The 20,093-nt window shown below is 72.5% G+C and carries 16 protein-coding genes; 5 read left to right on the forward strand and 11 right to left on the reverse strand.

Going from position 1 to position 20,093, the window contains the following annotated elements:
* Positions 1–120: 120 nt before the first annotated feature.
* Complete coding sequence (locus tag MMF93_RS13350) at positions 121–657, reverse strand: acyl-CoA thioesterase (protein WP_242751515.1); 537 nt, start codon at positions 655–657, stop codon at positions 121–123.
* 129 nt (positions 658–786) lie between these two features.
* On the opposite strand from MMF93_RS13350, the gene MMF93_RS13355 reads away from it, so the two are divergent.
* Positions 787–2,091, forward strand: a complete 1,305-nt coding sequence (locus MMF93_RS13355) for an LCP family protein (protein WP_242751516.1) — start codon at positions 787–789, stop codon at positions 2,089–2,091.
* A 139-nt stretch (positions 2,092–2,230) separates the two neighbouring features.
* Here MMF93_RS13355 and MMF93_RS13360 read toward each other — a convergent pair whose 3' ends face one another.
* Positions 2,231–2,617 carry a VOC family protein gene (locus MMF93_RS13360; protein WP_242751517.1) on the reverse strand — a complete coding sequence of 129 codons (387 nt, stop codon included), beginning with the start codon at positions 2,615–2,617 and terminating at the stop codon, positions 2,231–2,233.
* A gap of 103 nt (positions 2,618–2,720) precedes the next feature.
* Here MMF93_RS13360 and MMF93_RS13365 point away from each other — a divergent pair, with 103 nt between their 5' ends.
* Positions 2,721–3,266, forward strand: coding sequence for a CGNR zinc finger domain-containing protein (locus MMF93_RS13365; protein ID WP_242751518.1), 546 nt, complete (start codon positions 2,721–2,723; stop codon positions 3,264–3,266).
* A gap of 93 nt (positions 3,267–3,359) precedes the next feature.
* On the opposite strand, the gene MMF93_RS13370 is transcribed toward MMF93_RS13365, so the two are convergent.
* A complete protein-coding gene (locus MMF93_RS13370; RefSeq protein WP_242751519.1) occupies positions 3,360–4,703 on the reverse strand; it encodes a UDP-glucose dehydrogenase family protein in 1,344 nt (447 codons plus the stop codon).
* A 176-nt stretch (positions 4,704–4,879) separates the two neighbouring features.
* Here MMF93_RS13370 and MMF93_RS13375 point away from each other — a divergent pair, with 176 nt between their 5' ends.
* The gene (locus MMF93_RS13375) at positions 4,880–6,052 is read left to right on the forward strand and encodes an acyl-CoA dehydrogenase (protein WP_274709460.1); all 1,173 of its coding nucleotides are present in this window, start codon (positions 4,880–4,882) and stop codon (positions 6,050–6,052) included.
* Positions 6,053–6,142: 90 nt separating this feature from the next.
* On the opposite strand, the gene MMF93_RS13380 is transcribed toward MMF93_RS13375, so the two are convergent.
* The 4 genes from MMF93_RS13380 to MMF93_RS13395 all read right to left on the reverse strand — a co-directional run bounded on the left by MMF93_RS13380 (position 6,143) and on the right by MMF93_RS13395 (position 12,499).
* On the reverse strand, positions 6,143–9,463 hold the full coding sequence (locus MMF93_RS13380) for an amidohydrolase family protein (RefSeq protein ID WP_423835416.1): 3,321 nt from the start codon (positions 9,461–9,463) through the stop codon (positions 6,143–6,145).
* A 125-nt stretch (positions 9,464–9,588) separates the two neighbouring features.
* Entirely contained in the window at positions 9,589–10,788 is a 1,200-nt protein-coding gene (locus tag MMF93_RS13385; RefSeq protein WP_242751520.1) for a dipeptidase, read from the reverse strand.
* On the reverse strand, positions 10,785–11,300 hold the full coding sequence (purE, locus tag MMF93_RS13390) for a 5-(carboxyamino)imidazole ribonucleotide mutase (RefSeq protein ID WP_114014315.1): 516 nt from the start codon (positions 11,298–11,300) through the stop codon (positions 10,785–10,787). The genes MMF93_RS13385 and purE overlap by 4 nt, the downstream gene beginning before the upstream one ends.
* Before the next feature lie 86 nt (positions 11,301–11,386).
* Complete coding sequence (locus tag MMF93_RS13395) at positions 11,387–12,499, reverse strand: 5-(carboxyamino)imidazole ribonucleotide synthase (RefSeq protein WP_423835600.1); 1,113 nt, start codon at positions 12,497–12,499, stop codon at positions 11,387–11,389.
* A 417-nt stretch (positions 12,500–12,916) separates the two neighbouring features.
* Between MMF93_RS13395 and MMF93_RS13400 the strand changes: the two genes are divergently transcribed.
* A complete protein-coding gene (locus MMF93_RS13400) occupies positions 12,917–13,624 on the forward strand; it encodes a GtrA family protein (protein ID WP_242751521.1) in 708 nt (235 codons plus the stop codon).
* Here MMF93_RS13400 and MMF93_RS13405 read toward each other — a convergent pair.
* Together MMF93_RS13405 and MMF93_RS13410 are read right to left on the reverse strand one after the other, a co-directional pair.
* A complete protein-coding gene (locus tag MMF93_RS13405; protein ID WP_242751522.1) occupies positions 13,544–14,833 on the reverse strand; it encodes an ATP-binding protein in 1,290 nt (429 codons plus the stop codon). The two genes, MMF93_RS13400 and MMF93_RS13405, sit on opposite strands and share 81 nt — an antisense overlap.
* Before the next feature lie 118 nt (positions 14,834–14,951).
* A complete protein-coding gene (locus tag MMF93_RS13410) occupies positions 14,952–15,632 on the reverse strand; it encodes a response regulator transcription factor (protein ID WP_181856276.1) in 681 nt (226 codons plus the stop codon).
* Positions 15,633–15,971: 339 nt separating this feature from the next.
* Between MMF93_RS13410 and MMF93_RS13415 the strand changes: the two genes are divergently transcribed.
* Complete coding sequence (locus tag MMF93_RS13415; protein ID WP_242751523.1) at positions 15,972–17,465, forward strand: peptide MFS transporter; 1,494 nt, start codon at positions 15,972–15,974, stop codon at positions 17,463–17,465.
* Positions 17,466–17,619: 154 nt separating this feature from the next.
* Here the strand turns inward: MMF93_RS13415 and MMF93_RS13420 are convergent, their stop codons facing one another.
* Entirely contained in the window at positions 17,620–19,011 is a 1,392-nt protein-coding gene (locus tag MMF93_RS13420) for a neocarzinostatin apoprotein domain-containing protein (protein ID WP_423835417.1), read from the reverse strand.
* Positions 19,008–20,066: a COG1470 family protein gene (locus MMF93_RS13425; RefSeq protein WP_242751524.1), complete on the reverse strand. Its 1,059-nt coding sequence runs from the start codon at positions 20,064–20,066 to the stop codon at positions 19,008–19,010. Before MMF93_RS13425 ends, MMF93_RS13420 begins: the two co-directional genes overlap by 4 nt.
* Positions 20,067–20,093 lie beyond the last annotated feature (27 nt).

Here is a 20,093-nt window from a genome sequence, read left to right on the forward strand (position 1 = left end):
GCAGTGTGCGGTCCGCGGGTCAGTTGTGGCTTGCCGCGCCGTTCCCCGCGCCCCTCCGGGGCGCCTTCCACGTCCCCCTGGTGCCCTTGGGCAGCCCGAGAGATACGGCTGCCGAAACGGTTACTCCGCCGGGCGGGCCGCACGCAGGTCCTTGATGGCGCGGCGGCGGGCCAGGCGGTGAGTGCGGCGGATCTGGGCCTCCTGGTAGCGGCGGCGGTCCTGGTCCGTCTCGGGGACCACCGGCGGCACCGACCTCGGCTTGCCGCCCTCGTCGATCGCGGTGAACACCAGGTAGGCGGAGCCGACCTGGGTGGCCGGCGTCGACTCGTTCCACCGCTCGGCCAGCACCCGGACCCCGACCTCCATCGAGGTCCGTCCCGTCCAGTTGACCTGGGCCTTCACATGCACCAGATCCCCCACCCTGACCGGTTCGAGGAACACCATCTCGTCCATGGAGGCGGTCACGGCGGGCCCCTCGGAATGGCGCCCCGCCACAGCTCCGGCCGCGTCGTCGGCCAGCTTCATGATCACGCCGCCGTGCACGGTCCCGTACAGATTGGTCTCGCTGCCCGTCATGATGTGGGAGAGGGTCGTACGGGAGGCGGCCGTCGGCTTGCCCGGAAGCTCACTGTGCGCCGCATGCGCCTGATCGGTCATGACCTCCACCCTATGGGGCACCGCACAGGTCACCCGAGCCCGGCATTTTGCATCAGAACTGCTACAGCTCGTCCCCGAAGCGGTACCCGCCCTGTGTTCCGCCATCCGGGTGCAGGCACACTGCGGGACATGAATCAGTGGCCCGATGGCTGGACCGACAGCTCCCGGGGCCGGGAGGGCCGCGGCAGCGGTACGCCCCGCCCCGACCCCACACGTGTCATGCCCCACACATCGGCCCCCGGTGTCCCTCCGCAGACCCGGGGACCGGGCCAGGGTTCGCACTACGGACAGAACTACGATCCCGGACGCGATCCCCGTGACGGCCAGGGGTACGACCAGCCGCCTCCGGGCAGCTACGACTCGGGCTACAGCGACGGCCAGGTCTACGGCGGCGGAGGCGGCAGAGGTGCCGACCGCGGACCCGCCGGGTACGACGGCCGCCCGCGCCCCGACTGGCGGCGCCGGTTCAAGTGGGGTCTGATCACCCTGGTCGTGGTGGTCCTGGCCTGGTCCGTCGGCACCTACTTCTGGGCCGACTCCAAGCTCCGCCGCGAGGTGGACCTCAGCATCGTCGAGAAGCGGCCCGAGGGCGGGGACGGCACCAACTACCTGATCGTCGGCTCCGACAGCCGCGAGGGCATGACCGCCGAGGACCGCAAGAAGCTGCACACCGGCGGCCCCACCGACGGGGGCAGGACCGACTCGATCATGATTCTGCACGTCGGGGACAACGGGAGCACCATGGTCTCGCTCCCGCGCGACTCCGACGTCGAGGTGCCCTCCTACGTCGGCTCCGAGTCCGGCAAGCACTACCCGGCACAGCACCGCCACACCAAGATCAACGCGACGTACGCCGAGGACGGTCCGCCGCTCCTCGTCCGCACGGTGGAGCACAACACCGGGCTGAAGATCGACCACTACGCGGAGATCGGCTTCGGGGGCTTCGCGAAGATCGTCGACGCGGTGGGCGGCGTCGAGATGGACATCCCGCAGGACATCCACGACGACAAGTCCGGCGCCGACTTCAAGAAGGGCAAGCAGACCCTCGACGGGAGGGAAGCCCTCGCCTTCGTGCGGACCAGGTACGCGCTCAAGGGCAGCGACCTGGACCGCACCAAGAACCAGCAGAAGTTCCTCGCCGCCCTCGCCAACCAGGCGGCGACCCCCGGCACCGTCCTCAACCCCTTGAAGCTCTACCCGACGATGGGTGCGGGGCTCGACACGCTCAAGGTCGACAAGGACATGAGCCTGTGGAACGTGGCTTCCATGTTCTGGGCCATGAAGGACGTCTCCAGCGGCGAGGGCAAGTCCATGAACATGCCGATCTCGGGGAACGCGCCGGGCGGCAATCTGCAGTGGGACAAGGCCAAGATGCGGAAGCTCGTGGACCAGCTCAACAACGACGAGAAGGTGACCGTCACCTCCGACCGCTGAGTGAGACCCCCGCGCGAGCGGTGGGCCGCTCGCCCGCACCACCGGCTGTGGCCGGGTCCCGTGCCAGGGGCCCGGCCACAGGTGCGCGCAAGACGCGCGGGGCGGCGGCGGGCCGCCTTGCGCTCCGCGTCGTCGCCGCTCAGCGGTCGACCAGGCACAGGCAGAACGGGTGTCCCACCGGGTCGAGGTAGACGCGGAAGTCCCGCGCGCCCCCGCCGTCGTCCTGGAGCAGCCGCGCGCCGAGCGCCAGCACCTCGCGTTCGGCCTCGTCGATGCGTGCCGGAGAGACGTCCAGGTCGAGGTGGAGCTGCTGCGAGTGCTCCCCGCTCGGCCACTCGGGCGGCACGAGGTCGGGCGCCTCCTGGAAGGCCAGCCGCCTGCGTCCGCTCTCGTCCACCACCTCGGTCCAGGTGCTGTCGCTCCTCGACTCGTCCACCTTCCAGCCGAGCATCCGGGCGTAGAAGTCCGCCAGGCGCCCGGTGTCCGGGCAGTCCAGGACGACAACGCCCATCGTGGGGATGGCCATCGTGTTCTCCCTCTCGTCGCGCTCGTCGTGTTACCGCCATGACGCGGTGACTGGTAACGGGCCGGTTACCTCATGATGGGCCGCCACCGGTAACGTGGCAAGGGTGGGAGACAGACAGGCCCCCGCATCACTCGTTCTGGTGCAGGAGTTGGCGAACACGCTGGACGTCGAGTCGGGGAAGGACCGCCTGGGCACGGCGGACGACCTCGCCCGGTTCGTCCGCGCACACGAGCTGACCGCCTTCCGGCTCGGCGCGCGCGACCTCGCGGGACTCCGCGAGCTGCGAGAGGCGCTGCGCGCCGCCTGCCTCGCCCACACGGGCTCTCCCGCGCCCCCCGAGGCCGTCACCGCGCTGGACCGCCAGCTGAGCGAGGCGCCCCTCACCCTCCGCCTGGACGGCGACGGAGAGGCCGGCCTGCGCCCGGCGCACGGGCTGTCCGGGCTCCCGGCGTTCACCGCGCACCTGGCCGTACGGATCGCCACCGCGGCGGGTGACGGGACCTGGGCCCGGCTCAAGGCGTGCGAGGCCCACGACTGCCAGTGGGTCTACTACGACCGCAGCCCCGCCGGCCGCAGCCGCTGGTGCACCATGGCCGTCTGCGGGAGCCGCGCCAAGATGCGCGCCTACCGGGCGCGGCGCACCCGGTAGCCCAGCCCCGGGCCACCCGTCCCGTCAGGGGCCGGGCAGACGAGAGGCCGCACGGAGCGACGAGAGGCCGGATGGAGAACGGTGGCGGCCCGGTCAGAGCGTGGGGCGGCCCAGGGCGCGGAAGGTCCAGCCCGCCTTGCGCCAGAGGGCGGGGTCGAGGGTGTTGCGGCCGTCCAGGATGTGGCGGGCGGCGGTGACGTCGCCGAGCGCCGCGGGGTCGAGCTCCTTGAACTCGGCCCACTCCGTGAGGTGGAGGACGACGTCGGCGCCCCGCACCGCGTCGAGCGCCGAGGGCGCGTAGCCGAGTGTGGGGAAGACGGCGCGCGCGTTGTGCATGCCCTTGGGGTCGTAGACGGTGACCTGCGCGCCCTGGAGGTGGAGCTGTCCTGCGACGTTGAGCGCCGGGGAGTCGCGTACGTCGTCGGAGTCGGGCTTGAAGGTGGCGCCGAGGACGGCGATGCGCTTGCCGAGCAGGGCGCCGCCGAGCGCTTCGCGGGCGAGCTCGACCATCTGGGCGCGGCGCCGCATGTTGATGGAGTCGACCTCGCGCAGGAAGGTGAGCGCTTCGGAGGCGCCGAGTTCGCCCGCGCGGGCCATGAAGGCGCGGATGTCCTTGGGGAGGCAGCCGCCGCCGAAGCCGATGCCGGCGCGCAGGAACTTGCGCCCGATGCGGTCGTCGTGGCCGATGGCCTCGGCGAGTTTGACGACGTCGCCGCCGGCGGCCTCGCAGACCTCGGCCATGGCGTTGATGAAGGAGATCTTGGTGGCGAGGAAGGAGTTGGCCGACGTCTTGACGAGCTCGGCGGTGGGGAAGTCGGTGACGAGGAAGGGGGTCCCCTCGGCGACGGGTGCGGCGTAGACGTCGCGCAGGAGTGCTTCGGCGCGGGGGCCGCCGACGCCGATGACGATGCGGTCGGGGTGGAGGGTGTCCTTGACGGCGAAGCCCTCGCGCAGGAACTCGGGGTTCCAGGCGAGTTCGGCGTCCGCTCCCGCGGGGGCGAGTGCGGCGATGCGGGCGGCGAGCCGCTCGGCGCTGCCGACGGGGACGGTGGACTTGCCGACGACGAGCGCGGGCCGCTCCAGGTGGGGGGCGAGGGAGTCGACGGCGCGGTCGACGTAGCTCATGTCGCAGCCGTACTCGCCGTGCTTCTGGGGGGTGTTGACGCACAGGAAGTGGATGTCGCCGAAGGCGGCGATCTCCTCCCAGGAGTCGGTGAAGCTCAGCCGTCCGCTGGAGCCCTCGACGCCGGCGACGTGAGAGCGCAGCAGCTCCTCGAGCCCCGGCTCGAACATGGGTGCGCTCCCCTGTTCGAGTTTGCGCATCTTCTCGGGGACGACGTCCAGGCCGAGCACCTCGAAGCCGAGCTCGGCCATGGCGGCGGCGTGGGTGGCGCCGAGATAGCCGAGACCGATCACGGTGATCCTGGGCGAGGCCATAGAGGTGCTCCTTGTGACGGCTGAACGCTGCCCGCGAGCATAACGGGACCCCGGCTGTCGCGAACCTCACGTACCCCCGGGGAGGCCGGGGCCACTAAAATTGCGGTTACTTAACGGTAATTAGCGTTCCCGCAGTGCAGGCACGTACGGGCAGGCTCTCGAAGGAGTGAGACACCTTGGCGTCTGATTTCGATCTCTACCGCACCTCGGAGGAGCACGAGATGCTCCGCGACTCGGTACGCGCGCTCGCCGAGGCGAAGATCGCGCCGCACGCCGCCGAGGTGGACGAGGAGTCCCGGTTCCCGCAGGAGGCGCTGGACGCGCTGGTCGCCAACGACCTGCACGCCGTCCACGTGCCGGAGGCGTACGGCGGCGCGGGCGCCGACGCGCTGGCGACCGTCATCGTCATCGAGGAGATCGCCCGGGTCTGCGGCTCCTCCTCGCTCATCCCGGCCGTCAACAAGCTCGGCTCGCTCCCGGTGATGCTCTCCGCCTCCGAGGAGCTGAAGAAGCGCTACCTGTCGCCGCTGGCCAAGGGCGACGCGATGTTCTCGTACTGCCTGAGCGAGCCGGACGCCGGCTCCGACGCGGGCGGCATGAAGACGAAGGCCGTGCGCGACGGCGACCACTGGGTGCTCAATGGCGTCAAGCGCTGGATCACCAACGCCGGTGTGTCCGACTACTACACGGTGATGGCCGTCACCGACCCCGACAAGCGCACGAAGGGCATCTCCGCGTTCGTCGTGGAGAAGGGCGACGAGGGCGTCTCCTTCGGCGCCCCGGAGAAGAAGCTCGGCATCAAGGGTTCGCCCACCCGCGAGGTCTACCTCGACAACGTGCGCGTCCCCGCCGACCGGATGATCGGCGGGGAGGGCACGGGCTTCGCCACCGCGATGAAGACCCTCGACCACACCCGCATCACCATCGCGGCGCAGGCGCTCGGTCTGGCACAGGGCGCGCTCGACTACGCGAAGGGCTACGTCGCCGAGCGCAAGCAGTTCGGCAAGCCCATCGGGGACTTCCAGGGCGTGCAGTTCATGCTGGCCGACATGGCGATGAAACTGGAGGCCGCCCGTCAGCTGACCTACGCGGCAGCCGCGCGCTCCGAGCGGGTCCACGAGGGCAGTGACGGCGCGAAGGAGGACCTGACCTTCTTCGGTGCCGCGGCCAAGTGCTACGCCTCCGACGCGGCCATGGAGATCACCACCGACGCGGTGCAGCTGCTGGGCGGCTACGGCTACACGCGCGACTACCCGGTCGAGCGGATGATGCGCGACGCGAAGATCACGCAGATCTACGAGGGCACCAACCAGGTGCAGCGGATCGTGATGGCCCGCAACCTGCCGTAGGGCACCCGTAGGGAGCGACGGTGCGGGGCCGGTGTCCGGCAGGACACCGGCCCCGTGTGTGTCCACGGGCACGGCGGGGGCCGGTGCGGGTCAGTGCCCCATGTCGCAGCACCCGTCGCGGCGCAACTGGCGGCTCACGTGGCGCCAGTGGTCCGTCTCGTGGGCGCGCACCTCGGCGGTGCCGTACGCGCCGACCAGCTCCTCCCGCTCGTACGGCACGCCGCCCCGCACGGTCGTCACCGTCCGCACCAGTGCGTCGAAGTCGCGCAGCGGGTCGCCGTCGACCAGGGTGAGGTCGGCGAGCTTGCCCTCCTCGACGGTGCCTAGGTCCTTCTCGACGCCGAAGACGCGGGCCGGCAGCGCGGTCGCCGTGCGCAGCACCTCGTGCGGCCGCAGCCCGGAGCGGTGCAAAGCGCGCAGGGCCAGATGCAGGTGGAGCCCGACGGGGACGAGCGGCTGGTCGGTGCCGAGCGCCACGGTGCCGCCCGCGGCCAGGACGCGGCGGTAGACGGCGGTTTCCGTCTCCAGCGTGGCCAGCTGCTCCTCGGTGGGCGGGGCGCCGGCCAGTTCGCGCACGGCCTGCACGTCCCACGGCGGCATCAGCCGGGTGACGCGTTGGTCCTCCGCCAGTTCGGGCTGGGCACCCAGCAGCGGTGCGGCGGTGAACGGCGTCGCGACGAGGTGGAAGTCGCCGGGTGTGCTGTAGATGCCCACGACGTCCTCGCAGGCGTGGCCCGTCGCCGTGGTGGCGTGGCCGTACTCCAGGCGCTGGGTGGCCTGCAGGTGGGTGGTCAGGTCCTGGCCGACCTGCACGCCCGGGGTGCACAGGTGGCTGCCAGAGCGCACGCCCAGCTTCTCGTGGGCGTAGGCGGCGGCCGTGCGCATCGTCGTCGCTGGCGCACGCACGTACGTCTTGACGAAGTCCCAGTCGAGCGCCCCGGCGCGCTCCAACGAGCGGCGCAGACCGTCCTCGGTGCGGTGGGCCCTGCCCATGCTGTAGGCGACACGTGCGCCGTCCAGCAGCTCCCCGGTGGCCAGCAGCCTGGGCCCGGCCAGCTTGCCGGCGGCGACGGCCTCGCGCAGCCTGGCCTGCTCGTAGGCGAAGCCGCCGAAGGAGACGGCGGTGGTGATGCCGTAGGCGAGCTGGGTGACGGTCTGCCGGCCGCCGTAGGTGGTCTGCCAGGGGTGCGTGTGGGTGTCCCACAGGCCCGGCAGCACGGTCAGCGAGGAAGCGTCGAGGCGGCGTGCGGCGCGGCGGCCCGCGCGGTGCGGGGCGATCTCGCTGATCCGGCCGTCGCGCAGCACCAGGTCCACGTCCTCGCGCACGCCGGGTCCCGTGCCGTCCCACAGCCGCCCTGCGTGCACCACGGTCTCCTTGGGCGCGGGCCGCCGCCAGGACAGCCGCATCCGTACGGTGCGGGCGTGCCCACCGTCGACGTCGCGCAGCCGCAGCGTGCTCGCTGACAGGTACAGCAGCGTGCGCGAGTCCCCGGACCAGGAGGGGTGGTCGGCGCTCTCGTCGGTCAGCCGGCGGGCCTTCCCCGCGGGGCTGCCGTCCTCGCGCACGGGCAGCACCCACAGCGCCGACTCGCTCACGGCCGCCATCCAGCGTCCGTCGGGCGACCAGACGGGACCGGCGGCGTACCGGTCGGCGAGCGAGGCGTGCGCGGCCAGCGGGTGCAGGGCGTCCTCGCCGCTGTCTGCGTCGAGGACGCGGATGAGGTTGTAGCCCTCGCGGAAGCGGAAGTTGAGCCGGTTGCGGTCGCACAGGGCGATGCGGCGCCCGTCGGGCGACCAGCTGGGCGGCCCGGGGATGCCTCCGCCGCCCAGGGGCGCGGCCAGGGTGCGCTCCTCGCCGCTCGTCAAGTCCTTGACCAGCAGGTTGCCCGCCATGTCGAGACAGGCGAGCCGGTCCCCCGCGGGCGAGAGGGCGCCGAAGACCCGGCCCCCGCCGGCGAGTTTGCGCTCCTTTCCGCTGTCGAGTTCGCGGCGGCGGACGGCGAGCAGTCCGTCGCGGTCGTCGCTGTAGAGCACGGCCTTGCCGTCACGCGTGAAGGAGGGCGCGCACACGTAGTGGGAGGCGTGAGCCCGCACGAGTGCGCGGGGGCGGCCGTGTCCGTCCGCGCGGGCGAGCCAGAGGGCGTTGAGGGCGACGAACGCGAGGTGCTCGCCGTCCGGGGAGAGCACCGGCTGCTGCACGCCGCGCACCCGGTGGCGCCCTGCCGCCTCGAAACCGTAGTCCTTGACGCGGTAGCGCGGGCGGCGGGTGGGGAGTTCGGCGGTGAAGTCGATGCGTTCGGCGGCCTCGGGCCTGGCGGGGCGCAGCAGCCGGAAGGTGCCCGAGACGGTCAGCAGCAGCGTCTCGCGGTCGGCCCAGCGCGGCGGCACCGGCGCCAGGTCACCGTCGACGTCGACCGCCTCGCCGTCCACGACCAGCGTGCACGTCGCCCGGGGCGCAGGTGTGGTGCGCAGGTAGGCGAGCTTGCCGGAGGGCGAGACGGCGGGCGTCATCAAGGAGACGCCCTCGGTGGGGTCCTCGTGCTCGGTGCGCACGTCGCCGGAGCCGTCGGCTGCGACGGAGACGAGGGTGCGCGCCTGGAGGACCGGCCCGTCCTCACCGTCCTCGACCGAGCCCCGGACGCACAGCACCCGCGTGCCGTCCGACGACCAGGCGGGGTCGAAGTCCTCCCACGCGCCGCCCTGCAACGGGCCTTCCTGTCCTTTGCGGCCGGTCAGCCGACGCGTCTCGCCGGTGCGCACGTCGAGCACCCAGAGGCGGTACGGGCTGCCCTCCACCGGGTCACCGCCGCGCTCCGAGGCGAACGCGAGGCGGGTGCCGTCGGGTGACCAGGCGGGGCCGCGGTCGTCCCACGGCCCGTCGGTGCGCTGCTTGAGCCCCGAGCCGTCCGGACGGAGGGTCCACAGGTGGAAGCCGCCGCCGCGGTAGGCGCACACGGCCAGCGTCTTGCCGTCGGGGGCGAGGACCGGGCGGGTCGGCTCCAGCCCCGGGACGCTGAGCGCCCGCGCGGCGCCACCCGAACGGGGGACGGACCACAGGATGTTCTGCATCTCCGCGATCAGCCTGCCGGCTCCCGGCACGAGGGTGGCGGCGCCGTTGGTGGCGGCGGAGAACGGCACGGTGCGGGAGCGGCCCGCGGCCTCGGCGGGGGCCGCGGCGGCGGATGCCGGAGCGGCGGCGGCAGGTGCCGGGGCGGCGGCCGCGGGAGCGCTCAGCGCGGGGCCGCCGACGGCGAGCGCGCCGCCCGCCGCGGCGGAGGCCTGGAGCAGACGCCGCCGGGCGAGGGGGCCGGGCGGCGTGCCGGAATCGGTGTCGGTGGAGTGGTCAGGGGTGGAGGAGGCGGGGGTGGGGGAGACGGGGGCGGGGTGCGGGGACGATTCCGAAGTGGCCAACGGTCCTCCCTGGACACGAGCGGGGGCCCGCTGATGCTCGCGGGCCCCGAGGGCGCGGTCAAGACCGCTCGCCGCTCGGGGCCCGCGTCAGTCGGCTCCGGTGCCGTCGGGGAGTTGACGCGTCCTCAGCCGTCCAGCTCGTCGATCGTGGCGATCGAGGGGCCGCGCCGGGTCTGGAGGGTCAGCGCCGCCTCCTCCGCCTCGCGCAGTACCCGCACCGCGTTCGACCAGGTCAGCTTGGACAGGTCCGCCTCGGACCAGTTGCGGTCCAACAGTTCGGCCACCAGGTGCGGGTAGCCGGAGACGTCCTCCAGCTGAGCGGGCGTGAAGGGGGTGCCGTCGTAGTCGCCGCCGATGCCGATGTGGTCGATGCCCGCGACCTCGCGCATGTGGTCGAGGTGGTCGGCGACCGTGCGGGCGTCCGGCACGGGACGCGGGTTCGCCGTCTCGAACGCCTGCTGCACCCGCCGGCCCTCCTCGCCCAGGTCGAGGTGGTGCAGCCCGTGCGCGCGCATGTTCTCGTCGGCGGCCCGCGTCCAGGCCACGGCCTCGGGCAGGATGAACTTCGGGACGAACGTCGCCATCGCCACGCCGCCGTTGGCGGGGAGCTGGGCGAGCACGTCGTCGGGGACGTTGCGCGGGTGGTCGCAGACGGCACGCGCCGAGGAGTGGGAGAAGATCACCGGGGCCTCGGCGACCCGCAGCGCGTCCCGCATCGTCTCCGCGGCCACGTGCGAGAGGTCGACCAGCATGCCCAGCCGGTTCATCTCGGCCACGACCTCCTCGCCGAACCGGGACAGGCCGCCCGCGCGCGGCTCGTCGGTCGCCGAGTCGGCCCAGTCCAGCGAGTTGTTGTGGGTGAGCGTCAGGTAGCGCACACCGAGCTGGTAGAGGGCGCGCAGCGTGGCCAGCGAGTTGTTGATGGAGTGGCCGCCCTCGGCGCCCATCAGCGAGGCGATGCGGCGCTGCGCGTGCGCGGCCTCCACGTCCTCGGCGGTGAAGGCCAGTTGCAGGTCCTCCGGGTAGCGCGCGGCCAGCATCCTGACGGCGTCGATCTGCTCCAGGGTGGCGCTCACCGCGTCGTCGCCGGTCAGCTCGCCGGGGACGTAGACGGACCAGAACTGCGCGCCGACGCCGCCGGCGCGCAGCCGCGCGAGGTCGGTGTGCAGCCGCGCGTGCTGGTCGTGGGCGATGTCGAGCGCGTCGAGGTCGTAGCGCACCTGTTCGCGCAGCGCCCAGGGCAGGTCGTTGTGGCCGTCCACCACGGGGTGCTCGACCAGCAGGGCGCGGGCGCGCTGGAGGCTGGGGCTCGCTGCCGTCGTCATCGTGCGCCTCCCGTCGGGCCGCCGAAGCCGAACCCGGTCTCGCCGGCCGCCTTGGCGCGCAGCCGCTTGCCCTTCTCGGTGGCCTGCGCGTTCAGTTCCTGCTGGAAGTCGCGCATCCGCTCGCGCAGCTCCTCGTCGTGGGCGCCCAGCATCCGGGCGGCCAGCAGCCCGGCGTTGCGGGCCCCGCCCACCGAGACGGTGGCCACGGGCACGCCCGCGGGCATCTGCACGATGGACAGCAGCGAGTCCATGCCGTCCAGGTACTTCAGCGGCACGGGGACGCCGATGACGGGCAGCGGGGTGACGGAGGCGAGCATGCCCGGCAGGTGCGCCGCGCCACCGGCGCCCGCGATGACCGCCTTGAGGCCGCGGTCGACGGCGTCCTCACCGTAGGCGAGCATCTCGCGGGGCATGCGGTGCGCGGAGACGACGTCGACCTCGTAGGCCACCTCGAACTCGTCGAGCGCCTTGGCCGCCTCCTCCATGACGGGCCAGTCCGAGTCGGACCCCATGACGATCCCCACGAGGGGGCTGGCAGTACTCAATACGGCTCCTAGGTTCCTGGGTGGGACGGCCGGCGCCGGCGGCCGGGGCACGCTCACTCGGTGATGGTGCCCCGCAGGTACCCGGCGGCGTGCGCGGCCCGCTCCCGCACGTCGGCGAGGGCGTCCCCGTAGACGTTGACGTGACCCACCTTGCGTCCCGGCTTCACGTCCTTGCCGTACATGTGGATCTTCAGCTGGGGGTCCCTGGCCATGCAGTGCAGGTAGGCGGGGTACATGTCCGGGTAGTCGCCGCCGAGCACGTTGGCCATCACCGTCCAGGGGGCGCGGCAGCGCGGGTCGCCCAGCGGCAGGTCGAGGACGGCGCGCACGTGGTTGGCGAACTGCGAGGTGACGGCGCCGTCCTGGGTCCAGTGCCCGGAGTTGTGCGGGCGCATGGCCAGCTCGTTGACGAGCACCTCGCCGTCCGCGGTCTCGAACAGCTCGACGGCGAGATGGCCGACGACGCCCAGTTCGTGCGCGATGCGCAGCGCCAGCTCCTGGGCGCGCACGGAAGCGTCCCGGTCGAGGCCGGGCGCGGGGGCGATCACGGTGTCGCACACGCCGTCCACCTGGATCGACTCGACGACGGGGTAGGCGACGGCCTGCCCGTGCGGGGACCGCACGACGTTGGCCGCCAGCTCCCGCGTGAAGGCGACCTTCTCCTCGGCGAGGACGGCGACACCCGCCTTGAAGGGTTCGCTCGCGTTCGGGTCGTCGGCGCCGCGGACGACCCACACGCCCTTGCCGTCGTAGCCGCCGCGCACGGTCTTGAGGACGACGGGGAAGCCGTCACCGTCGCCGGTGGCGCCCTCGCGCGCGAACGCGGCCACGTCGTCCGGATCGCTCACGAGGCGGTTGCGCGGCGCGGGAACGCCCAGCTCGCTCAGGCGGGCGCGCATCACGCCCTTGTCCTGCGCGTGGACGAGCGCGTCGGGCCCGGGGCGCACCGGGATGCCGTCCGCCTCCAGGGCGCGCAGGTGCTCGGTGGGCACGTGCTCGTGATCGAAGGTGATCACGTCGCAGCCCTGCGCGAAGCGGCGCAGCGTGTCCAGGTCGCGGTAGTCGCCGACGACGACTTCGCCGGCGACCTGTGCGGCCGAGTCCTGGGCCGTATCGGAAAGGAGCTTGAATCTGATGCCGAGCGGGATGCCCGCCTCGTGGGTCATACGAGCGAGCTGGCCCCCGCCGACCATGCCGACTACCGGGAACGTCACGGTCCCCAGGGTACGGGGCGCGGGACGGCCTCCTTTCCGCCCCTTCCCCACCACGCTTCTCCCCCCTCCCCCACCACGGGCCGCCGGGACCACCGAAGGGCGCCGTATGAAACAAGCCACGTCGTCTCACCGCTGGGGTGACCGGCCCGCGCCGACGGCTGCTGACCTGCGCCGGGGCGCCGGGGCGCAGCGGAGCGGACCGCTCCGGTGTGCGGCGGCGCGCCACCGGTGAGACGATGGCGCGCCCAGCCGAGGACCGCGGGCTGCGCCAATCGCCCCACGAGGCGAACTGGTGGCTGGTTAGCATGGGGCAGCCTCTGACGCCGACCGAAACGGGGCCGAAGCATCACTATGGGTGAATGGCGCTCTGTGCGCCCGAGACTGGAACGACTCGTGCGCGAACTGGCCAAGTTCGGCGCCGTCGGCGCGCTGGGCTTTCTCGTGAACGTCGCGATCTTCAACCTGTGCATCCACACGTTCCAGCTCGCCCCCATCCGCTCGGGTGTCGTCTCCCAGGTCGTGGCCATCGGCACCAACTACCTGGGCAACCGGTACTGGACCTACCGGCACATCGACAAGAACCAGATCCACCGCGAGACGGTGCTGTTCTTCTTCTTCAGCGGTATCGGCCTCGTCCTGGAGAACGGCATCCTCGCCCTCTCCCACTACGGCTTCGGCTACACCTCGCCGCTCGCGGACAACATCTCCAAGAACGTCATCGGCCTCGCCATCGGCACCGTCTTCCGCTTCTGGGCCTACCGGACCTGGGTCTTCCGGGTCGGCGCCCAGCAGGCACAAGGCGGCTCCGGGGCCGGGGAAGGCACCGGGGACGAAGCCGACGACGAGGAGCCGGCCAGAGCCGGGACCGAGGCCGGGACCGAGGCGCCGAACGGGCACAGGACCCCGGCCCAGAGCCGGGGCGGGTCCGCGGCCGCCTCACCCGCCTCCGGCGGTGTCCGGCTCACCCGCGCCAGGAGCACCCCCGCGGCGTCCGGCTCACGCGGCGTCCGGGGCGTCGAGGTCGGTGGCCTCGCGGCTGAGGAACAGCGCGAAGACCGGCGGAAGCTGCTGAAGTAGCTCCAGCCGCCCCCCGTCCGCCTCCGCGAGGTCCCGGGCGACGGCCAGACCGAGTCCCGTGGAGTTGTGACCGCTGACGGTGCGCTCGAACACCCGCGAGCCCAGCGCCTCGTCCACCCCCGGGCCCTCGTCCGTGACCTCCACCACCACCTGGTTGCCCGTGACGCGGATCCGCAGCGCCACCGTGCCGTCCCCGTGCATCAGCGAGTTCTCGATCAGCGTCGCCAGCACCTGCGCGACCGCGCCGGGGGTGCCGACCGCCCGCATCCCCGTCTTCCCCGAGTGCACGATGGCCCGCCCCGCGCTGCGGTAGGCGGGCTTCCACTCCTCGATCTGCTGTTTGACGACCTCGTCCAGATCGAAGCTGACGGCGGAGCCCGTACGCGGATCGCGCGAGTTGGTCAGCAGCCGCTGCACCACGTCCGTGAGCCGTTCGACCTGGGCGAGCGCGATGGTGGCCTCCTCCTGGACGACGGCCCGGTCCTCGGGGGTCGCGCCCTCGGAGGTGGCGATGATCTCCTCCAGCCGCATGGAGAGCGCCGTCAGCGGCGTCCGCAGCTGGTGGGAGGCGTCGGCGGCCAGCCGCCGCTCGGCGGTCAGCATCCGGCCGATCCGGTCCGCGCTGGCGTCCAGCACGTCGGCCACCCGGTCCAGCTCGGGCACCTGGTAGCGGCGGTGCCGCGGGCGCGGGTCACCCGAGCCGAGCCGCTCGGCCGTCTCGGCCAGGTCGGTCAGCGGAGCCGCGAGCCGGTGCGCCTGCCGCACGGCGAGCGCGGCGGCGGCGATCACCGCGAGCAGCGCCACCGCCAGGATGATCAGCAGTGTGCGGCCGACCTCCGCGCGGACCGCGGCCCGCGACGCCTGCACGGTCACGCGTTCGCCGTGCGCGCCCGTCTGTTTCGACTCGACGACCTCGCCGTCGGGCCGCTCACCGACCTCGATGGCCTTGCGGTCGCCCGGCATGTCGACGCGGATGTAGCGGACGTAGCGGTCCTTGGACGCCGTGACGCCGATCGACGCCTTCGTCACCCGCTCCCCCGCGACCAGCCGGCTCTCCACCGTGGAGACCAGCCGGGAGGCCTCGGCGCGCACGCTGTCCCGGGTGCTGCTCTCGATGGTGCGGGACTCGACGATGACGAGCGAGATGCCGAAGACCGCGACGACGACGAGGACGACGGCGAGCGTGGACATGATGAGCCGACGGCGCACGTGCTGGCTTCTTTCCTCACTCTTCCCGGATCACCCGGGACTCACCCCGGACCACCGGGGCTTGCCGGTGTATCCGGCGCTTTCCGGGTGTGCTGACTCTCCCCCGGTTTCCCGGGGTCTAGCTCTTCTCGAAGCGGAAACCGACCCCGCGCACCGTGGCGATGTAGCGGGGGTTCGCCGCGTCGTCGCCGAGCTTCTTGCGCAGCCAGGAGATGTGCATGTCGAGGGTCTTCGTCGACGACCACCAGGTGGTGTCCCACACCTCGCGCATCAGCTGGTCACGGGTGACGACCCGGCCCGCGTCGCGCACCAGCACCCGCAGCAGGTCGAACTCCTTGGCGGTGAGCTGGAGCTCCTCCTCGCCCATCCAGGCGCGGTGCGACTCGACGTCGATCCGCACCCCGTGGGTGGCCGGGGGCTGGGCCGGCTCGGCGGGGGTGCCGCGGCGCAGCAGCGCCCTGACCCGCGCCAGCAGCTCGGCGAGCCGGAACGGTTTGGTCACGTAGTCGTCCGCGCCCGCGTCGAGGCCCACGACCGTGTCCACCTCGTCCGCGCGTGCGGTCAGGACGAGGACCGGGAAGGTGTGGCCCTCGTTGCGCAGCCTGCGGCACACCTCCAGCCCGTCCATCCCCGGCAGGCCCAGGTCCAGCACGACGAGATCGATGCCCTCGCGCAGCCCCGCGTCGAGCGCGGTGGGACCGTCCTCGCGCACCTCGACCTCGTATCCCTCCCTGCGCAGGGCGCGGGCCAGGGGCTCCGAGATCGATGCGTCATCCTCGGCGAGCAGTACACGGGTCATGCACCGATGGTAGTCCGCGTGGCCGAGCGTAAGGGGCACGCGGTGCGCTCCCCCATGGCGCACTGTTGATCTCCAGGTGAAGTGAACACGTCACCATCGAATACGGCTCAGGGTTCCACGTTTCACCTGCGATCTATGTCACAAGCCCTTCCCCGCACCCCGAGACGGTGACTTATGGTGAGGAGAATTGTCGTGACCGACAGGGGCCCGTGTTCCTCCCGACATCCCGTGGCCCCGTAGCTGTGCGAGCTGCGGTTCCCGACCGCGGTCCATCCCCCCATCCCGGGCGCGCTGCCCCACCAACGTGGCCTGCGCGTCCCGACACCGAGGAATCCCCACATGGCGTCCAGTCTCACGAAGGACGCGGCCGGCAACACCGGCGGCAAGACCTTCTTCGGCCACCCACGAGGCCTGGCCACTCTGTTCATGACCGAAATGTGGGAGCGCTTCAGCTTCTACGGCATGCGTGCCCTGCTGGTGCTCTACCTCACGGCTGCCGCCTCCGAGGGCGGCATGGGCATGGCCGCGTCCACGGCAGTGGCGCTCTACTCCGTGTACAACGCCACGGTCTACCTGATGTCGATGCCGGGCGGCTGGCTCGGAGACCGGGTGTGGGGGCCGCGCAAGACGGTCTCCATCTCCGCGGGCGTCATCATGGTCGGGCACGCCCTGCTGGCCGTCGGCGTCAACGCCCTGTTCTTCGTCGGCCTCGTCTTCATCGGTGTCGGCTCCGGGTTGCTGAAGGCCAACATCTCCACGATGGTCGGCCACCTCTACAAGGGCCCCGAGGACCCGCGCAGGGACGGCGGCTTCACCGTCTTCTACATGGGCATCAACGTCGGCGGCTTCTCCGCGCCGCTGCTCATCGGCTGGGCCGGCGAGAAGGTCAGCTGGCACCTGGGCTTCGGCCTGGCCGCCGTCGGCATGGGCCTCGGCCTGATCCAGTTCCTGTACGGCAGCCGGCACCTGGCCGCCGAGTCCAGCGCGATCCCGAACCCGCTGACCGCCCCGGAACGCTCCAGGGCCATCCGCAACCTGGTCCTCACCGTCGTGGTGCTGGCGGTCTTCTACGCCGCCATCGTCTTCGCCGACCTGTTCACCATCGACTGGGTCCTGTGGCCGGTCAGCATCCTCGGCCTGCTCCTGCCGACGTACCTGTTCACCCGGATGCGGCGCGACCGCGAGGTCACCGGCGAGGAGAAGTCGAAGCTCACCGCGTACATCTGGTTCTTCGTCGCGGCGGCCATCTTCTGGATGATCTTCGACCAGGCGGGCTCCACGCTGAACCTGTTCGCCGAGGAGAACACCTCCAAGAGCCTCCTGGGCATCACCTTCCCCACCAGCTGGTTCCAGTCGATCAACTCCCTGTGGGTGATGATCCTCGCGCCGGTCCTGGCCGCCCTCTGGGTCAAGCTCGGCCGGCGGAACCCGTCCACCACGACCAAGTTCTCCATCGGCCTGATCGGCATCGGCGCCTCCTTCGGCCTGATGATGCTGGCCATGGGTGCCGCCTCCGGTGGCGTCCAGGTCAGCCCCATGTGGCTGATCATGGTCTACCTGATCCAGACGATCGCCGAGCTGTGCCTGTCCCCCGTCGGCCTCTCCGTCACCACGAAGCTGGCCCCGGCCAAGTACGCCAGCCAGCTCATGGGCGTCTGGTTCCTGGCCGTCACCGCGGGTGACTGCGTCTTCGCGATCGTCAAGCTCATCGTCGGCGACGCGGCCAGCGGGACGACGGGCTTCGCCGTCCAGGGCATCATCGCCGCGCTGGCGGGCGTCGCGTTCCTCGCCGCCCGTAACAAGATGCGGCCCCTGCTGGGCTCCGTGAAGTAACCCGGCGCCCTGCCGCCCTGCACGACCGCGCCCTCCCGCCTCCTGGCAGGAGGGCGCGGACGTGTTCGCGGTCGTGTTCCCGGTCGTGTGACCGAAGTCTGCTCACCGTCCGTAGCCAGTACCGTCGCCGCGCGACGGCGGAGCCGCGGACGGCTCAGCCGGCGCCGCCCCGGCGCTCCCCCGGCTCCCCGGATTCGCCCGGCTCGGGCGCTCGCTCCTCCCGGGGGCGGGACCGGGCGGCCATGTCCGGAACGAACCAGGGCCTGCCGCGCCCCTCCGCGCGCGCGGGGCGCGGAGCGTGCTCGGGTCCCGCGCGCAGGGCAGCGCCGGCACGGAGACGGTCCCGCAGGCGGGTCCCGGAACCCCGGCGCGTCGTACGGGCACGCGTCGCGGGGGTCGGCGCGTCCGCCCCGGCGGGTGGGCCGGTGTCGGCGGACGGTTCCCTTTCGGGTGAGGACTCGGCATCCGGGGGTGGCTCCGGGCCGGCGGCAGGCCACCGGGCCCGGCCGCCCACTCGTCCGGTCCGGCGGCGGCGCCGCCCGCGGGGCGGTCCGGTCGGGGCGGCGGCCGGGTCGTCGGGGCCACGCGGGCGCAGGCGGTCGACGATCAGCATGCCCACCCTGAACACCACCGCGGGAACGACCACGCACAGCAGCAGCCAGAACAGGGTGACGCCCCAGGGCCGTCCGACCTCCCAGGGCTGCTCGGTCAGGACGCGGCGGTCCAGCTTGGCGGCGACCGTGTACGCGCCGTGAGCGCCGGAGGCCAGCTCGACGGGCAGCTCGATGCGCGCCTTCTCGCCCGGGTCGACGGTGCCGCGCCACTGCTGGCGCTCCCACTCCGGGGCCAGGACACCGTGCGAGGTGCCCACCTCGAAGACCGGGTCCCTGGCACGGTCGGAGCCCAGGTTGCCGACCGTCAGCACGAGCGTGCGTTCCTGCGGGGCGCCGAACCAGTTGAGGAGCCCGCCTTCCCCCTCCAGCCGCGCCGCCAGAACGGCCAGCCGCCCACCGGTACGCCGCTCCGGCAGCGGTTCGACGGGATGGCCCGCGACCTCGAAGGCCGCGTCCGCCGCCGCGTACTCGCCCGTCACCGTCGCTGCCCGTACGACGCACGGACACGCTTCGGGCGGTTCGGCGACGGGGAGCTTCTTGCTGAAGCGGCCGCTGCCGTCGGTGGTGACGGCCTGTCCCTCCGCGTTGGCGCACGCGTTCGTGCCGCCGATCGCGTTCTGCCCGCACAGCAGGAGCGTGAGCAGGGTGTCGGGCCGCCACCCGCTCCCCCGCACCGTGACGGTCGCCCCGGCGCCGGCCTCGTCCCTGGACAGGGTGATCTCCGGCTTGTCCTTGTCGCTCGCGGCCTGGGCCTGGGCCTGGGCCGAAGCAGGCGTAGCCGTAGCAGACGTCGCCGAAGCAGGCGTCGCCGAAGCAGGCGTCGCCGTAGCAGGCGTCAGGGAGGGCAGGGCGAGGCACGCCAGGACCGCGGCCACAAGCGCGGCTCTTCCGGCGCCGTTCGGCGTGCCGTTGCGGATGCTGGTCGTCCTCACGTCGCCGCTCCCGTCAACTCGTGCTGCTCGCCGCTGCCTTCGTCCTGGGAGCCGCTCCCACGCACACCGACGGGCGCGTCACCGGAAGTGCCGGCGGCGCCCGCCGGGCCACCGTCCGCTCCCTCGTGCCGGGTGCCGCCCCCCTGCGTATGCGCGGCCCCCGCCCGTCCGGGGCCGTTCCCGCGCCGCCTGCCTCGCAGGTACCAGCCCGCGCCTCCCGCCACGGCCACCAGCAGCACTCCGCCGCCCCAGCCCCAGGGAACAGCGGTGTAGGAGGCCGTGGACTGATCGCGGGCACCACCGCCCGCCGTGACGGTGATCCGCACGTGGGCCAGGTCGGCAACGGGCGGGTCCGACCACCGTTCGTGCCGGGTGACGCGCTGCCCCGGCAGCAGTTCGAGAGGCAGTTGACGCGCCGCGCGGCGCGTCAACTGCCCGAACAGTCCGTCTGCGCGGAACGCGAGACGCGGACGCAAGGCGGTGTTCCCGCGGTTGACCAGCGTGTAGGTGAGCGCTGCCGAGCCGTCGGCCCGCTCGTGGACGGAGACGTCCTCCACACTCAGCGCGGCCAGGGAAGGACCGCTCACCCGCAGGTGCAGGCGGACGCCCGCGCTGTGCTCACCGTCGCTGACGACGACGGCGGCGGGATGGTCGCCGGGCACGGCGCTGTCGGGCACGGTCACGCGCAACGGGACTTCCGCGCGGGTGCGCGGCGGCACCTCGACGGTGTCCTCCGCGAGGTCGAGCCACTTCCCCGCTCCCTCGCTGCGCCCTTCGTCGCGTACGGCGAAGCCGCCGTCACGGGCGTTGTACGCGTCGGCGGCGCGCAGCCGGAAAGTACGCGGCTCGCCGCTCTCGTTGGTCAGCGCGAGCGTGTCCTTCAGTACCGTGCCGGGCGGCCCCTCCAGGTAGAAGAACGGTCTGGCCTCGTCGGTGGCCGCCCCCTCGGGCGGCACCGGAGAGACGGACCAGGACGGGTCGTCGGCCGCCGGCGCGGCCACGGCCGCTCCGCCCCCGAACAGACAGCTCACGGCCAGCACGAGCCCCGACCCCACCCGCGCTCCCCACCTCAGCGGACTCCT

This window comes from Streptomyces tubbatahanensis (genome assembly GCF_022699385.1).
Taxonomy (GTDB): Bacteria; Actinomycetota; Actinomycetes; order Streptomycetales; family Streptomycetaceae; genus Streptomyces; species Streptomyces diacarni.

Coding starts and splice junctions, on each gene's coding strand:
- MMF93_RS13370 (WP_242751519.1), bottom strand. CDS start 4,703: ATGGCCTCGCCCAGGATCACCGTGATCGGTCTCGGCTATCTCGGCGCC.
- purE (WP_114014315.1), bottom strand. CDS start 11,300: ATGGGGTCCGACTCGGACTGGCCCGTCATGGAGGAGGCGGCCAAGGCG.
- MMF93_RS13410 (WP_181856276.1), bottom strand. CDS start 15,632: ATGACCCGTGTACTGCTCGCCGAGGATGACGCATCGATCTCGGAGCCC.
- MMF93_RS13395 (WP_423835600.1), bottom strand. CDS start 12,499: ATGACCCACGAGGCGGGCATCCCGCTCGGCATCAGATTCAAGCTCCTT.
- MMF93_RS13385 (WP_242751520.1), bottom strand. CDS start 10,788: ATGACGACGGCAGCGAGCCCCAGCCTCCAGCGCGCCCGCGCCCTGCTG.
- MMF93_RS13355 (WP_242751516.1), top strand. CDS start 787: ATGAATCAGTGGCCCGATGGCTGGACCGACAGCTCCCGGGGCCGGGAG.
- MMF93_RS13415 (WP_242751523.1), top strand. CDS start 15,972: ATGGCGTCCAGTCTCACGAAGGACGCGGCCGGCAACACCGGCGGCAAG.
- MMF93_RS13350 (WP_242751515.1), bottom strand. CDS start 657: ATGACCGATCAGGCGCATGCGGCGCACAGTGAGCTTCCGGGCAAGCCG.
- MMF93_RS13360 (WP_242751517.1), bottom strand. CDS start 2,617: ATGGCCATCCCCACGATGGGCGTTGTCGTCCTGGACTGCCCGGACACC.